Source organism: Vibrio sp. VPAP30 (genome assembly GCF_001188205.1).
GTDB lineage: Bacteria > Pseudomonadota > Gammaproteobacteria > Enterobacterales > Vibrionaceae > Vibrio > Vibrio bivalvicida.
The window spans coordinates 68,805-83,579 of record NZ_LBLS01000018.1 but is presented as its reverse complement, the minus strand read 5'-3'; the positions used below and the strand labels follow the sequence as shown (position 1 = coordinate 83,579).

The window sequence follows — 14,775 nt, the reverse complement described above, 5'->3', positions numbered from 1 at the left end:
TGAACAAAAACTCCACAATGACCATTATTCTTTTTATCAACGTATTGGAGACACAAATTTAACACATTGTTAACCTTGAACACATCTACCAACAAGTTCCCTCCTTGCTAGTAGACAATTGATAACGATAAGCGTGTTCTCTATGAAGTACATGCTCATACATAAGGAACGTGAATCATGTTTAAGGTACTAAAACCAACCCTAGCCGCTTCAATTATCGCTGCGTCTTTTTCTTTCAACGCTTTTGCAGCTGATGTAGAGAAAATCCACTTCTTAATTCCTGGAGGTGCAGGAGGTGGCTGGGACATGACTGCTCGTGGCACAGGTGATGTGTTAGTTAAGTCAGACATTGTCGACAACGTCTCTTTCCAAAACCTGTCAGGTGGTGGTGGTGGTAAAGCCATTGCTCACCTAATCGAAACAGCCAAGCGCCAAGAAGATACGCTTATGGTGAACTCGACGCCAATTGTAGTGCGCTCTCTAACTGGGATCTTTCCACAATCTTTCCGTGATCTTACCCCTGTAGCAGCAACCATTGCAGACTATGGTGCAATCGTCACGTCGGTTGATTCTAAATACAACACATGGGAAGACGTCGTTACGGAATTTGAATCTAACCCGCGTAAAGTGAAAATAGCTGGTGGTTCCGCGCGAGGAAGCATGGATCACCTTGTTGTTGCAGCCGCCTTCAAAGGGGAAGGTTTCGATGCTAAGAAAGTACGTTATATTGCCTACGACGCTGGCGGTAAAGCAATGGCAGCCCTTCTATCTGGCGAAACACAACTCCTTTCTACAGGTCTAGGTGAAGTGCTAGAAATGTCGAAGTCTGGTCAGGTTAAGATCCTTGCAGTAACGGCACCTAAACGTCTTGAAGCGGCACCAGATATTCCAACGCTAACGGAATACGGTAATGAAACCGTGTTTGCTAACTGGCGTGGGTTCTTCGCAGCACCTGGCACTAGCCAAGAGAAGATTAACGAGTGGAATGCAGCTCTGACTAAGATGTACAAAACAGACGAGTGGCAAGTCGTTCGCGACCGTAACGGTTGGATTGATAACTATAAAGCGGACAAAGACTTCTATGCATTCTTAGAAGACCAAGAGAAACAGATGGGCGATCTGATGCGCGAGCTTGGTTTCCTAAAGTAACTGTTAAACCAGTTGTATGAGGGTGATTTTACACCACCCTCATCTCTTTTCGCCGTACATGAGCTAACTACACACAATCTCCTCTGTTTGTTTATAAACAGTTGTACCATTCAGTCAGATATTTGTTCTGATTGGTATACGGCCTTTTGACTAGCAGCAAATGGCTTATTCGTTGGTGAAACATGCTCATTAACTCTCGTGTACGGCTTTTTCTTTCCTTACCTGTAACGCAAATGGAGTTGGATATGTCGGACTTGCCAACGAACTCATTCACTAAAGGTAATTTTTTCTCAAAAGAAAACCTACTCTGTCGCGACCGTGTTGGCGCGATGATATTTTTGCTTGTCTGCCTATGTTATGGCTACCAGACAACCCAAATTCCTTTATTCCCTGGCGATGAATACGAACCCTTTACGGCTCGCACTCTACCAACGCTATTAACATTCGCTGGTATCGGCCTTTCGCTGCTTTTATTGGTAACAGGGCAACCCGATGTAAAAAGTGGAGCAGTCATTGATTTCAACTGGAAACTACTTATTGGTTTTCTAGTTTTGATGGCGCTTTACGGTGTTGGCCTAACCTACTTCGGCTTCGTCATTGCAACAGGTTTGTTTTTGCTTGCAGGATTTTATCTATTGGGGGAACGACGTAAGAAAGTGCTTTTTGGTGCATCTTTCCCGTTTGTCATCGCTTTCTACCTACTGCTCACCCAAGGCCTAGATATCTATTTAGAGCCAGGTGTTATTTTCACCATGTGGTCGTAATTTAAGGAAATAACATTATGTTAGACGGAATTTTACAAGGTCTTTCGACCGCAGTGATGCCAATGAACATCATAATGGTGATTGTTGGTTGTTTTGTCGGTACGTTTATTGGCATGCTACCGGGTCTTGGCCCAATTTCTGCTATCGCCCTGATGATCCCAATTACCTATGGTTTGGAGCCATCTTCAGGTCTTATCTTGATGGCTGGCGTATACTACGGGGCTGTATTTGGTGGTTCAACGTCATCGATCCTAATCAATGCTCCTGGTTGTTCATCAACCGTTGTTACCGCCTTTGACGGCTACCCTATGGCGCAAAAAGGTCAGGCAGGTAAAGCCCTTGCACTCGCGGCTTACTCGTCGTTTACTGGTGGTACGTTATCAGCAATTATGCTATTAGTTGCTGCTCCTGCACTGGCTAACGTCTCGCTGAGCTTCCAATCTTCAGACTACTTTGCCTTGATGCTACTTGGCCTTTCTGCTGTTGCTGGCTTTGCAGGTAAAGGTCAAGTGCTTAAAGCATGGATGATGACGATCTTAGGCTTGATGCTATCAACGGTTGGTATCGACAAAGGAGTTGGTGTTGAACGATTTACCTTTGGCTTTACTGACCTAATGGATGGCTTTAGCTTCCTACTATTGGCAATGGCTACCTTCGCACTAGGCGAAACCTTGATGGGAATCTTAAAGCCTGAGCAAGACACACGCTCAGACGAACAAAATAAAATGAGCAATATTGGCAGCATGAAAGTCACTAAAGAAGAAGTGAAAGAGGTAGCGCCAGTTTCAATTCGTTCGTCTATTCTTGGCTTCTTTACCGGTGTGCTTCCTGGTGCTGGTGCAACCATCGCAGCCTTCCTTAGCTACGGTATGGAACGTAACCTTGCGCCAAAGGAGAAGAAAGAAGAATTTGGTAAAGGCAGTATCCGTGGCCTAGTCGCACCGGAATCTGCTAACAATGCAGCTTCAAGTGGCTCGTTTGTTCCTCTTCTAACTCTAGGTATTCCAGGGTCTGGCACAACAGCCATCATGCTAGGTGCTTTGATTGCTTACGGAATTCAGCCGGGGCCACGTCTGTTTGTTGAGCACCCTGATGTATTCTGGTCAGTTATCATCTCGATGTACTTTGGTAACATCGTACTGGTGATCTTGAACTTGCCACTGATCCCATACATTTCTAAGCTACTTGCTGTACCGAGAACGGTTCTACTGCCTATGATCTTGTTCTTCTCGATCACAGGTGTATACCTTGTTTCTTTTAACACAATGGATGTCTTCATCATGCTGTTGATTGCAATGGGAGCAATCGCACTCAGGTTAGCTAACTTCCCGCTCGCCCCGCTACTCCTTGGATTTATTCTAGGTGGTTTGATGGAAGAAAACTTACGCCGAGCATTAATGATCAGTGACGGTGAGCTTAACTTTCTGTGGGAGCGACCAATTACAATGACATTCACTATCTTGGCAGTGCTTGTTTTGTTTAGCCCGTTATTTGTCAAACTGTTCCAAAAGCTAAAACCAGCGCCACAAAAAGTAGAGCAGTAACCACTACTCCTGTATATTTGGGTTTGACTTAACCTAAGCCAGTCGACACCGACTGGCTTTTTTGTCTCTAGCTTCGATAAACCATCTACCCATTATTGCGGTTACAACAGTATCTATCCATTAAAGCTCATGCCAATATCAATATTTATTCAAAATATGAATTATTAACATAAGTTAATGAGTCAACAGCGCGAGTCTTCTATTTTGTCCTCCAAGCATATAAGGAGAAAGATAATGCTAGAGTGGAGAATCAAAAAATTTGATCAGTTAAGCGTGCATGAGCTTTATGCTTTTTTACGCCAACGAGTAGACATTTTTATTGTCGAGATGGAAGAGCCCTATAGCGACTTAGACGGGAAAGACACGCACCCTGAGACGTACCATGTGATGGGGTTCGATGGTGAAGAGCTGGTTGCTTACAGCAGAATCATGCCGCAACAACTTGGTTACCCAAAAGAAGTGCTTCCACTAATTAAGGATGACGCTAACGATGTATCTATTGGCAGGGTAATTGTTAGTCTAAAATACAGAGGTAAAGGAGTTGGTAACGAACTAATGCGAGTAAGTTTCGAGTCAACAAAAGAGCTTTATCCGCAAGACTCAATTTTCATCTCTGCTCAAGAACACTTGAAAGAGTATTACGGTAGCTTTGGGTTCGAAGTCGTTACCGATCCTTACCTTGAAGATAATTGTAAGATGCTTGGACTGCGATACACACCTTAAAGCAATAAAGGCAGTTTATGATGATTCATAGGCTGCCAGTCACATTTTCTTTACTCATATAATTAACCACTTAGAGCAAATTCCGTACTTTCATTTCGATCAAGCAGTCACTTGAATGCTATGCATTTCTATCGAGTCCTGATCAATGTCAAACGCCATACTTTTTACAATTTAGTGATTGCCCGCACAGAAATTAGAGTATAAACTCTATTTTTTAACAAATAGAGTACATTACTATGTCGTTGCGTCCCATAGCGCTGTTGTTCGGTTTTCTTGGCGTCTACTCTCCCTTGTCCAACGCAGCTGCGATTAGCTTCGATCAAGCTTGGCAAGTTTTACAACAAGAAAACAATTCGTTAGCAGCACAGCGCTCAAATGTAGAACGCTACGAACACCTCAAAAATGCAACGGATAACCTTAACTTACCTTCAGTCACTGTTGGCGCTAATTACACGCGGTTAGATACAGACGTGAAGGTTTCCGGAAGTCAGCTTTTTGAAAGTACTGGTCAGCATCTTCCAAACCTTGGGCCTGTATTTAACCAACTGCTTGCGGGACTTGGTGGTGTAACTTCTACCATTACTGAAAGAGATATTTTCAGTTCTTCAATCCGTGCTGTTTGGCCTATCTTCACTGGTGGACGAATTAACGCGGCACAATCCGCTGCCGAAGGCCGTAAAGAACAAGCGCAAAGTGAGTTAGCAATGGAAACCCAAGCTCGCTTTGAAGACTTAAGCAAATACTACTTCTCTGTATTACTAGCCCAAGAGGTGGTGCAAACTCGCTTACTTGTGGAACAAGGATTAACAAAGCACAGAGATAATGCACTTAAGCTAGAGCAGCAAGGGCAAATAGCTCGCGTCGAACGCTTGCAAGCAGAGTCTGCATTGGATAAAGCGGTAATTGAACGCAAAAAAGCAGAAAAAAGCCTAGAGATCGCTCAATCTGCGCTCACCCAAATCCTAAACCAAACAACCAGTGTTGAGCCTGCCGACAGCCTATTTATCAACCAAAACTTACCAGAGCAGAGTTTATTCGTAGAACGTACTCTTGATACCTACCCCGGCTTAGCACTACTTGATGCGAAAGAGAAACAAGCTGATAGTTTGATTAAGGCAGAAAAAGGCAAATACTTCCCAGAAGTGTATCTGTATGGGGATTACAGCCTCCATGAAGATGACTCTCTCGCGAGCCAAATGAAACCCGATTGGTTGGTCGGTGTTGGTGTGAATATTCCTTTGATTGAGAATTCTGGACGTAGTGATCAGGTTAAAGCCGCGCACAGCGCAGTTTCGCAAGTCCGATACCTCAAAGCGCAAGCAAAACAAGATCTTTCCGTACTGGTTCAGAAAACATACCTTGAAGCGCAGCAAGCCCAAGAGGAAGTTCTGGGCCTAGAGTCAAGCATAGAGTTAGCGAGTGAAAATCTCAATCTACGTCAAAAAGCCTTCTCTCAAGGGCTATCCACCTCCACCGATGTGGTAGACGCGCAGCTTTACGTCGCAAGCGTTCAAACTCAGAAAGCAGCAGCAAGCTTTAACTACTTAATCTCCCTATCCAAGTTACTTGCACTATCGAGTGAGATGGATGCATTCAGCCAATACCAGCACAACGCTATCAATATTTCGAGCAAATAAGGATCTAAGATGAAAAATGCAAAACCACTTCTACTTACGGCTGTCGCATTGAGCGTTGCATCTTGGGTTGGCTATAGCTTTTACCAAGCCTATCAACCAAAACCGGTTCGCTTGCAAGGTCAGATTGAATCTCAGCAATACAGTATCTCTTCCAAAGTACCGGGAAGAATTGATCAGGTAATGGTGCGCAAAGGCGATCATGTCGAAAAAGGCGAGCTCATCTTTACGCTCCACAGCCCAGAAATTGAAGCGAAACTAGAACAGGCAAAAGCAGGTGAAAAAGCGGCGGGTGCACTTGCAATGGAAGCGGAAAAAGGTGCACGCGCTCAGCAAATCCAAGCAGCGAAAGACCAGTGGCAAAAAGCAAAAGCAGCATCTGCTCTAATGGAAAAAACCTACCTTCGCGTCAACAACCTCTATAAGGAAGGCGTGGTCGCCGAACAAAAACGTGACGAAGCAAAAACCCAATGGGATGCTGCTAAGTATACTGAGAGTGCAGCTTTCCAAATGTACCAAATGGCACAAGAAGGTGCGCGTAGCGAGACCAAGCTGGCAGCCGCCGAAAAAGCTCGTATGGCAGCAGGTGCAGTGGCAGAAGTCGAAGCCTACGCAGAAGATACCACGATTGAAAGTTGGTTTGAGGGTGAGGTATCACAAGTGCTACTTCAAAGTGGTGAGCTTGCTCCACAAGGGTTCCCTGTAGTAACGGTGATCGACACCGATGACTCTTGGGCGGTTCTGAATGTGCGCGAAGATTTACTTAGCCACTTTAAAAAAGGCCAAACCTTCTCTGCTTTCATACCGGCGCTGAATAAAGAGATTGAGCTTAAGGTTTCACACATTGCTGTGATGGGCGATTTCGCTACTTGGCGCTCTACAGATGCCGCTCAAGGTTTTGATCTAAGAACCTTTGAAGTCGAAGCAAGACCTACTCAGCCTGTGCAAAACTTACGTATGGGAATGAGCCTAGTTGTCGAGCTGAAAGGATAATTGGAAAGCGATATGACTGACCATAACGTTTCACAACTCACCATTATCCGACGAGACAAGTGGTTGTTGTCCAGCTTGACATGGCTACCTGTCATGTTGGCCGTCATGATATGGGCAGTCTTCTCGCAGGGGATAGCGCGAGACTTACCAATTGGTGTTGTCAATCTCGACTCGGGAAAAATGTCACAGCAGTTGATCCGGTACTATGACGCGACGTCAGCGATGAAGGTCGATAAACACTTTACTAGCGCCCTTGATGCCAAACAGGCACTGGTCGAAGGTAATATCTACGCCTACGCCGTTATTCCACATAACTTTGAGCAAGATACCCATAAACAGTTGCCCCCACAGGTTAGCGTATTTTACAACAGCCAGATGATCTTAGTCGGCAAGTTGATCAACTCCGCTTTCTTACAGGCTCAGGGGACGTTTAACGCTCAAGTAAGCGCTATGGGAAACTTAAGTCACGGTAATGCGACCCTTGCCTCTGCGATGAGCAAAGCTGTGCCAATTCGTAGCCAAATTACTCCGCTGTTTAATAAAAATTCAAACTACGCGCAGTTTTTAGTTTCAGCCGTTATCCCTGCTTTGTGGCAAATTGTTGTTGTCGTGACCACTATTTTAATCTTATCGGCCAACATAAGAGACAGAGGGCTGCAGTATTGGTTAGGAAAATCACCTGCGAAGGCTCTCTTCAATACGCTTGCACCTTATTCATGGGTGTTTGCTCTCCAAGGGTTTGCCTTCCTGTGCTGGTTTTACTTAGGGTTCAAATGGCCAATGAATGGCAGCTTTTTGGTATTGATCTTGGCTCAATGGGCCACCATCTTCGCTTGTATGATCATGGGCAGCCTGTTTTTCTTCTTAACACTCGATGCCGCTCGTGCGATGAGCTTTGCTGGTGCCTTTACCGCTCCGAGTTTCGCGTTTATGGGAATTACCTTCCCTGTTACGGACATGAACAGCCTTGCTCAAGCGTGGCGCAGCCTATTACCCATCAGCCATTATATTGAGGTGCAGGTTAGTCAAGTAAGCTACGGTCAACCTTGGACAGAGTCTTTGCTGCACTTGGCTCCAATGCTTGGTTACGGACTTCCTGCCCTATTGGCATTTGCTTTGGTTAAAAAACACATTGGCGCGCTGCAACTCAGTACCAATGATAGGGGAATATCATGAGTTTCTTTGCATTGCTTAAAGCCGAACTCAAAGCACTGTTAACTAATCCCGTGGTGACTCTTACCGTGTTTGGCGGCGTGGTATTTTATTCATTTCTTTACCCCCTACCATATAGTCACCAGACACCTAGAGAGCAAAAAATCAGTGTAGTTAACCTAGACAAGAGTCAAACCAGCTATCAATTAGAACGCATGGTGGATGCCACACCTCAAGTGCAGGTCATTCAACGCGACTACACCTTAGAAGATGCACACCAAGCCTTTCTTAATGGCGAGGTTAGCGGCATCTTGGTTATTCCTGAGCACTTTTATAAAGATCTTATGCTCGGAAAAAGCCCAACTCTCTCCTATGCTGGAGATGCTTCTTACTTTTTAGTCTACGGCACGATCGTGGAAGGTTTAGCCCAAGCTGGTGGCACTTTGGCCGCTCAAACCAAAATCGCTCAATTGCTGATAAATGGTCAACCACTATCCAAAGCCACTGAGCAATATGCACCGACCAAACTAAACCTAAAACCTACTTTCAACCCACGTATCGGATACGTAGATTATGTCGTTCCCGCTGTGTTTGTTTTGATTCTGCAACAAACTTTGGCAATGGCGGCGGGTTTAATGGTTGGCACGCAAAAACACGGAACAGGCTATTGGAGCCATGTTTCACCGCTAAAACTGATCTCGACGCGTTTGCTTGTTCTTATTACCGTCTATTACTTGTTAAGCATGTACTACTTTGGTGCAAGCTTTACCATGCATGGTGTAAACCAGTTGGCTCATGCTACAGATCTTTTGACATTGCTGCTGCCATTCCTTTTGGCTTCCAGTGCTATTGGGATCTGGCTGGGAGCAATTACACCCAGACGTGAACTGGTTACCTTAGTGGTGCTCATCAGTTCAATGCCACTTATCTTCAGCGCAGGCTTCATATGGCCAGTTGAAGCCATCCCTGCACCTATGGTTTGGTTATCTGAACTATTTCCAAGCACGCCGGCTATTCAAGGTTTCCTTACGTTGAACCAAATGGGGGGGAGTTGGCAAAATGTAACCGTTAACTACACCCAATTGTGGTTACAAAGCGCACTTTGGTTAGTCATTGCCTACTGGTTCTACAAAAAAATAAGCGTGAAACCAACACTATAGGCATTGGTTATTGTGGATGTATCGATAGTCTGGCTTTTATATACTGTGCTAATGTGATAGCTAAGCTCGCAAAACAAGTGATGAACCAATGCACGATTTAACTACAACGGCGGTGACCGTTTTCATGGGCTTTTTCGCCATGATGAACCCGATTGCAAATACGGCTGTCTTTGTCGGGATGACAGGACAACAAACCGCCGAGCAACGCAGACAGACCGCTTTTAAAGCCTTAGCAACCGCTTTTGCTATCGTTGCTGCTTTTAGCTTTCTTGGCAAAGGTATCTTTGAAGTTATCGGTATTACCCTTCCTGCTCTTCGCTTGGCTGGCGGCATTTTAGTGTTTCTCGTTGGCTATCATATGCTGCAAGGTAGCTCTTCGAAAATGCACAGTCATGGAGGTGAAGAAGATTCACAAAGTGGTGATATCGCGATCTCTCCTCTAGCTCTGCCGATACTGGCAGGTCCTGGCACAATCGCAACTGCAATGAACTATTCTGCGTCAGGCGATATATTCAGTATTGTGGTCACTATTGCCGCCTTTGCACTACTCTGTTTCATCACCTTTATCTGCTTCTTATTTGGTCCAAAGCTAGTTGATAAACTCGGTGAGAGTGGCATTAATATTGTCACTCGATTGATGGGCTTGATTTTGACAGTAATCGGAATGCAAATGCTGATTCAAGGTGTACACGACGCTTATATTCTGTTTCAAAAGTAACGGATCTTTTTATAACAAGTCATCTGCGAAAACGGAGCACCATTGCTCCGTTTTTTTTGCACCAACCTTCTCATGCTCACTAAGACTGACTTTCTGAAAGCCCCATCACAGTGTTAGAAACATTTTCGGCTCCTTTGTGGATCTCATCCATCACCGTCGATACTTCTGTAATTTTGGCATTCCCTTCTTCCAATATCGACGACACTTCACTCATCATATCGGTGACTTCGTTGATCAACCCCTGATTCTCTTCAACAACTTTAACTATCTCATCCGTTGACTCCGAAGTACGCGAAGCCAGTTGGCGAACCTCATCTGCTACAACCGCAAAACCTCGACCATGCTCACCAGCCCGCGCCGCTTCTATCGCCGCATTAAGAGCTAAAAGGTTGGTCTGGTCAGCAATACCTTGAATGGTTGAGACAATATTCTGAATGTTTTGAGAACTTGCGTTTAACTGCTGAATTTTTTGCACTGTATCATCCGCTTTTTTAGAAACGTTTAAAGATACTTCGACTGAATCAGATAAAAGCTGAGCCCCCTCCTGAGCTATTTGCGCAGTTTCGACCGAAGTCGAGTAAGCAACTTCTGAGGCTTCTGCGATTGCTTGGTTGCGTTCAATACGGGTTGTAATATCACTAGCAAATTTAACCACTTTAACCACTTTGCCTTTCTCATCCTTGATCGGGTTGTATGTCGCTTCAATCCAAACACTTGCCCCATGTGAACTCCGCCGTTGAAAAAGACCTGATTTAATTTGTCCATCTTCAAGATCTCGCCAAAAATGAGGATTATCTTTGTAAAACTCATCAAAACAGAACATACGGTGATGCTGACCGACTACTTGAGAGGCACTGTATCCCAGTGTTCGGAGAAAATTGGGGTTTGCAGAAAGCACAGTGCCTTTAGGATCAAATTCAATGATGGCTTGTGACTTATCCAGTGCGGAAATAAGCGCATCATTCTTTTGGTTCTTGTGAAAAATTTGAGTGATGTCAGAGGCTATTTTGGCGACACTCGACACCTTACCTTGAGAGTCGTATATAGGGAAATAGGTCGCCTCAAGAACGATGGTTTCACCTTGTTTGTTTTTTCTCTCGAACGTACCTTCTTTCGTAACACCATTCGCTAAGTCACGCCAAAAACTCTGATAAACAGAAGAACTCACATAACTGTCGGTACAAAATATACGATGATGCTTTCCTTTTACTTCTTCTAAGGAGTAACCTACAACACTTAAAAACAGCCGACTCGCATCTTGAATAGTGCCATCAGGGCTAAACTCTATCCATGCAACATGTTTTTTGATTGCGGCATAGACATGATCAGAATGACTGGGGGTCTTAGCGGACTCGGTATCCTTAAAAAACAACATAAATAAACCTTCCTTGGGAAAATGCACTTACTTGTAGTGCTGTAATTATAGACACCCGAGGAATATTAATTGGCTAATCTCAAAGTTTATCCGGAACACCTGCGTCACTAACCTACCATTCAAGCTGTAAAGTAGTACGCAACATAAGAATTATTAAGCGAAAATCACTCGTGTTTACTTTCAAATCATCGTAACTAGATTATTCCCTTTAGCGCGATGATAATTTAGACTGCTTTGAGTCATTGATACATTTGAACCAAGGATAGATAGTACATGAGCTCAAGTAACATTCTCAGTCAGGCACTGATCGAAAGTGGCCGTGATATTCCACTTCAAGAGCTACTGTTTGCCAAAAGAGTGCTAGATAATTATCTAGCTGTGGCGCAGGAAACAAGCCCTATAGAGCTACTGGCAGAAATGCGTGATGCCGCGAAAGGCGTAGAGTACTTCAAAGCTAACAGCAGTCCATGTGAAGCACGTAACGTAATCAGTAAAATGTTTACAGCGATTGATGCCTCGCAATCATTTGAAGCTTACAAAGAACTCGCAGGTAGACCACGTCAAGCTCTGCATGAACTTATCGAAGACCGTGCGCAGTTAATAAAACATGAACGCGGGTTATTGCTTGCCGCTGGGTATGACTTTTCTCGAATCTAACTTAATTATTGTGAGTAAGGGGCGAACTCTGTTATTGAGAAAGCACCAGTCGCCCCTCCCTAATCAGGGTTAGCTTTTAGACTATCACCACTACTTTGAACTAAAAACCGCGTTGCTTCCAAAATTCACCTTCATCACGTGCATACACATCAAATGTTTTTTCCGCAATGATGTTGCCGTTCAGCGAGATCGTCATTCGCCATTTACCAATATTCGACTCAAACCCGTCAATAGGATCCAGAAGCTGTATTGTATCTCCGAGATAGAAGTCCCAATCGTTACTGCCTATGTGCAAATCACCAGTAAATGGTTCTAGTACTTGGCCTTTTTTACCCCTAATTCCCGGGTGAGCAATACAAAAGTCGATCACCTCGCCCTTGGCTTTTTTGATGTTCACAATAAAGCCAAATTCGATTTCTTCATCTGCAGGCACTTTTGTTGTGAATTCTTGAATCTTTGGCAGATGCTTCGATTTTGAATCCCACTCCTGATAAATGCCGTAAGAAGTCATTTCTACAACTGGGGTACGCTTTGCCATTCTTGCCACCGTTTTTTCATTGATTGAATAGTTTCCGCCGTCACGCCATGGATATTGCCATAGTGGTTATGGCACTCGATAACTTCAAATCTTGCGCTAAGCCGCTTAGCCAGTTTGAAATAGGGAACGATTTCCCAACGCTGAACAAAAGTGTTTGAAACCACGACACTTTTCCCACTGGCAAGGGTTTGTTCCGTCATTGCTTGGCACCACTGATGTGCATTTGCAATTTTCGTCGCGTCGTAAACATAAGCGCCACAGTCACTAATAAAAAACATATCTGCTTCATAGTGCTTGGCTGACATTGTTTTGGCTAACGTGCTTTTCCCTGAACCGGGCAGCCCGCGAATCAACGTAAGTTTTAAGGTCATCGTGAGTTTAACTAGTGAATGAGCGGACGAATATTAATATAAATTGGCACAAATTGGCTATCGACATCTTATTCTGATTGAGTTAAGTTTAGAAGTATAGACGTCCATAAACATGCTTAGGGAGTAAGCTGTGCCAATTAAGATCCCCGATCAATTACCCGCATCTGACGTATTGCGTACTGAGAATATATTCATAATGCCTGAATCTCGTGCGTCAACACAGGAAATTCGTCCGCTCAAGGTGCTGATCCTCAATCTTATGCCTAAGAAAATTGAGACGGAAACTCAGTTCCTGCGCTTGTTATCAAACAGCCCACTCCAAGTAGATATTGAACTGCTGCGTATTGACGACAGACCCAGTAAAAACACGCCAACTGAGCACTTAGATAACTTCTATCGCCAATTTGAAATGGTCAAGGGGCGCAACTTCGATGGACTGATTATTACTGGTGCTCCGCTAGGCTTGGTCCAGTTTGAAGATGTGATTTACTGGGAACACTTGCAAACGATTATGAGTTGGGCAAAGGAGCACGTTACTTCAACCCTTTACGTTTGTTGGGCAGCGCAAGCTGGACTAAAGCTACTTTACGACTTACCGAAACGCACGCGTAAAGAGAAGCTATCTGGTGTGTACCATCATAAGATCCACCAGCCATACCATCCGGTTTTACGCGGCTTTGATGACACGTTCCTCGCCCCACACTCTCGTTATGCTGACTTTTCCTCAGAGTATCTCGCCGAGCACACTGATCTAGATATTCTTGCAACATCAGACGTTGCGGGCGTGTATCTGGCAGCAACGAAAGACAAACGAAATGTATTTGTCACAGGTCACCCTGAGTACGACTCCCATACTTTACATAACGAGTATATTCGCGATCTAGGTGAAGGAATGGAGCCTGCGATTCCTGTTAACTACTATCCGAACAATAATCCAGATAACAAACCGTGCGCAAGTTGGCGCAGTCATGGACACCTGCTATTTGCTAACTGGCTAAACTACTGTGTTTACCAACAAACACCTTACGACTTGGATCACTTCAGCGAAGCAAATTTTACCAAAGACGACTAATGCTCTTTTACTTGGTCAGCAGCCAAAACTATTTGTTGAATCTGTTCAGAAATCAAAGGGATATTTTGCCAAAGGATAAAATGTCCCTCTTTTTCAACTTCGAGATATTTTTTTGTCTTACCAGTTAATTTTGCGATGGCAAAAGCAGAATTCTCTGGGTCTGCAATCGTATCTTCTTTGCCATGAATTAGGGTCACTGGCCGCTCGTCCAACACTGTCCAGTCTTTAGCACTTAGATCACTCAATTCTTTAGCCAGCGGCATCATTTCACCGTTTGACCTCTGCCAATCGCGAGACAGTAGCCAATTAATCAACCAGGTATCTGCAATCTCGTTGTACCACTTTGGCTCTTCAAGCTTGGCATCCAGTGCTGGTGCCACCAAGACCAATCCGTCAACCATGTTCGGTAGTTGGATCGCGAGAGCCAACGCAATAGTAGCGCCTAGCGAATGCCCAACCAAAATATTCGCTTTATCCTTGGCAAGCAATTGGCCTATTGCCGCTGCTTGTCGATCAAGGCTGGTCACCAAATTGGGGCTAGACTCCCCATAGCCTAAGCGGTCAACAGATATAAGCTCTGCTTGAGATTTCAGCATCTCGTCAGACAAATAATCTGTATAGGCTGCGTGACTGCCCGGAGAACCGTGAATAAATATTACCCGGCTGCTCGCTTGTGGATTAGCGACTCTCACAAACGCTAAACCTTCGGTTGTCTTCTCTATTTCAGCATCAAATTCATTTGCAGACGAAGGTTTGCCTGCCATACCAATAATAAAGCTTACTATCGTTGTTAGAACTGCCGCTTTGTTTGTCACTCTCCACCTCATCAATTTGCACCGCCTACTGCAAAACTTGTCGCATACTTTACGCCACTCGCTAATCAGACCGGATGAGTTGAGATATACATTCAACATACTCACAAAAC

15 protein-coding genes are annotated in these 14,775 nt (G+C 44.4%); 11 read left to right on the top strand and 4 right to left on the bottom strand.

From position 1 onward, the window contains the following. Positions 1-177 precede the first annotated feature (177 nt). The 9 genes from ZX61_RS07165 to ZX61_RS07125 all read left to right on the top strand — a co-directional run bounded on the left by ZX61_RS07165 (position 178) and on the right by ZX61_RS07125 (position 9,837). On the top strand, positions 178-1,149 hold the full coding sequence (locus ZX61_RS07165; RefSeq protein ID WP_049843997.1) for a tripartite tricarboxylate transporter substrate binding protein: 972 nt from the start codon (positions 178-180) through the stop codon (positions 1,147-1,149). 245 nt (positions 1,150-1,394) lie between these two features. Further along, on the top strand, positions 1,395-1,913 hold the full coding sequence (locus tag ZX61_RS07160) for a tripartite tricarboxylate transporter TctB family protein (protein ID WP_049843996.1): 519 nt from the start codon (positions 1,395-1,397) through the stop codon (positions 1,911-1,913). 17 nt (positions 1,914-1,930) lie between these two features. Next, positions 1,931-3,457: a tripartite tricarboxylate transporter permease gene (locus tag ZX61_RS07155; RefSeq protein ID WP_049843995.1), complete on the top strand. Its 1,527-nt coding sequence runs from the start codon at positions 1,931-1,933 to the stop codon at positions 3,455-3,457. Between the two features lie 234 nt (positions 3,458-3,691). Continuing rightward, a complete protein-coding gene (locus ZX61_RS07150; RefSeq protein WP_049843994.1) occupies positions 3,692-4,180 on the top strand; it encodes a GNAT family N-acetyltransferase in 489 nt (162 codons plus the stop codon). 236 nt (positions 4,181-4,416) lie between these two features. After that, complete coding sequence (locus ZX61_RS07145) at positions 4,417-5,817, top strand: TolC family protein (protein ID WP_049843993.1); 1,401 nt, start codon at positions 4,417-4,419, stop codon at positions 5,815-5,817. A gap of 9 nt (positions 5,818-5,826) precedes the next feature. Continuing rightward, the gene (locus ZX61_RS07140) at positions 5,827-6,807 is read left to right on the top strand and encodes an HlyD family secretion protein (RefSeq protein ID WP_049843992.1); all 981 of its coding nucleotides are present in this window, start codon (positions 5,827-5,829) and stop codon (positions 6,805-6,807) included. A 12-nt stretch (positions 6,808-6,819) separates the two neighbouring features. Further along, positions 6,820-7,983, top strand: a complete 1,164-nt coding sequence (locus tag ZX61_RS07135; protein ID WP_049843991.1) for an ABC transporter permease — start codon at positions 6,820-6,822, stop codon at positions 7,981-7,983. Next, positions 7,980-9,119 (top strand): ABC transporter permease, encoded by a 1,140-nt coding sequence (locus ZX61_RS07130; protein ID WP_049843990.1) that lies wholly within the window; start codon positions 7,980-7,982, stop codon positions 9,117-9,119. Before ZX61_RS07135 ends, ZX61_RS07130 begins: the two co-directional genes overlap by 4 nt. Positions 9,120-9,207: 88 nt before the next feature. Beyond that, positions 9,208-9,837: a MarC family protein gene (locus ZX61_RS07125; RefSeq protein WP_049843989.1), complete on the top strand. Its 630-nt coding sequence runs from the start codon at positions 9,208-9,210 to the stop codon at positions 9,835-9,837. A gap of 79 nt (positions 9,838-9,916) precedes the next feature. Here ZX61_RS07125 and ZX61_RS24700 read toward each other — a convergent pair whose 3' ends face one another. After that, the gene (locus ZX61_RS24700; RefSeq protein ID WP_049843988.1) at positions 9,917-11,212 is read right to left on the bottom strand and encodes a methyl-accepting chemotaxis protein; all 1,296 of its coding nucleotides are present in this window, start codon (positions 11,210-11,212) and stop codon (positions 9,917-9,919) included. Between the two features lie 273 nt (positions 11,213-11,485). Here ZX61_RS24700 and ZX61_RS07115 point away from each other — a divergent pair, with 273 nt between their 5' ends. Then, a complete protein-coding gene (locus ZX61_RS07115; protein WP_049843987.1) occupies positions 11,486-11,869 on the top strand; it encodes a hypothetical protein in 384 nt (127 codons plus the stop codon). 100 nt (positions 11,870-11,969) lie between these two features. Here the strand turns inward: ZX61_RS07115 and ZX61_RS07110 are convergent, their stop codons facing one another. Together ZX61_RS07110 and ZX61_RS07105 are read right to left on the bottom strand one after the other, a co-directional pair. Next, on the bottom strand, positions 11,970-12,407 hold the full coding sequence (locus ZX61_RS07110; RefSeq protein ID WP_049843986.1) for a DUF3859 domain-containing protein: 438 nt from the start codon (positions 12,405-12,407) through the stop codon (positions 11,970-11,972). Further along, a complete protein-coding gene (locus ZX61_RS07105) occupies positions 12,383-12,778 on the bottom strand; it encodes an ATP-binding protein (RefSeq protein ID WP_049843985.1) in 396 nt (131 codons plus the stop codon). The genes ZX61_RS07110 and ZX61_RS07105 overlap by 25 nt, the downstream gene beginning before the upstream one ends. Before the next feature lie 130 nt (positions 12,779-12,908). Here ZX61_RS07105 and metA point away from each other — a divergent pair, with 130 nt between their 5' ends. Then, positions 12,909-13,850 (top strand): homoserine O-acetyltransferase MetA, encoded by a 942-nt coding sequence (gene metA / locus ZX61_RS07100; RefSeq protein WP_049843984.1) that lies wholly within the window; start codon positions 12,909-12,911, stop codon positions 13,848-13,850. On the opposite strand, the gene ZX61_RS07095 is transcribed toward metA, so the two are convergent. Next, complete coding sequence (locus tag ZX61_RS07095; protein ID WP_049843983.1) at positions 13,847-14,665, bottom strand: alpha/beta fold hydrolase; 819 nt, start codon at positions 14,663-14,665, stop codon at positions 13,847-13,849. The genes metA and ZX61_RS07095 overlap by 4 nt on opposite strands. Between the last annotated feature and the right edge of the window lie 110 nt (positions 14,666-14,775).

Excerpts from the sequence above, each read along its gene's own strand:
- ZX61_RS07165 (WP_049843997.1), top strand. The coding sequence starts at position 178 with ATGTTTAAGGTACTAAAACCAACCCTAGCCGCTTCAATTATCGCTGCG.
- ZX61_RS07160 (WP_049843996.1), top strand. The coding sequence starts at position 1,395 with ATGTCGGACTTGCCAACGAACTCATTCACTAAAGGTAATTTTTTCTCA.
- ZX61_RS07155 (WP_049843995.1), top strand. The coding sequence starts at position 1,931 with ATGTTAGACGGAATTTTACAAGGTCTTTCGACCGCAGTGATGCCAATG.
- ZX61_RS07150 (WP_049843994.1), top strand. The coding sequence starts at position 3,692 with ATGCTAGAGTGGAGAATCAAAAAATTTGATCAGTTAAGCGTGCATGAG.
- ZX61_RS07145 (WP_049843993.1), top strand. The coding sequence starts at position 4,417 with ATGTCGTTGCGTCCCATAGCGCTGTTGTTCGGTTTTCTTGGCGTCTAC.
- ZX61_RS07140 (WP_049843992.1), top strand. The coding sequence starts at position 5,827 with ATGAAAAATGCAAAACCACTTCTACTTACGGCTGTCGCATTGAGCGTT.
- ZX61_RS07135 (WP_049843991.1), top strand. The coding sequence starts at position 6,820 with ATGACTGACCATAACGTTTCACAACTCACCATTATCCGACGAGACAAG.
- ZX61_RS07130 (WP_049843990.1), top strand. The coding sequence starts at position 7,980 with ATGAGTTTCTTTGCATTGCTTAAAGCCGAACTCAAAGCACTGTTAACT.
- ZX61_RS07125 (WP_049843989.1), top strand. The coding sequence starts at position 9,208 with ATGCACGATTTAACTACAACGGCGGTGACCGTTTTCATGGGCTTTTTC.
- ZX61_RS24700 (WP_049843988.1), bottom strand. The coding sequence starts at position 11,212 with ATGTTGTTTTTTAAGGATACCGAGTCCGCTAAGACCCCCAGTCATTCT.
- ZX61_RS07115 (WP_049843987.1), top strand. The coding sequence starts at position 11,486 with ATGAGCTCAAGTAACATTCTCAGTCAGGCACTGATCGAAAGTGGCCGT.
- ZX61_RS07110 (WP_049843986.1), bottom strand. The coding sequence starts at position 12,407 with ATGGCAAAGCGTACCCCAGTTGTAGAAATGACTTCTTACGGCATTTAT.
- ZX61_RS07105 (WP_049843985.1), bottom strand. The coding sequence starts at position 12,778 with ATGACCTTAAAACTTACGTTGATTCGCGGGCTGCCCGGTTCAGGGAAA.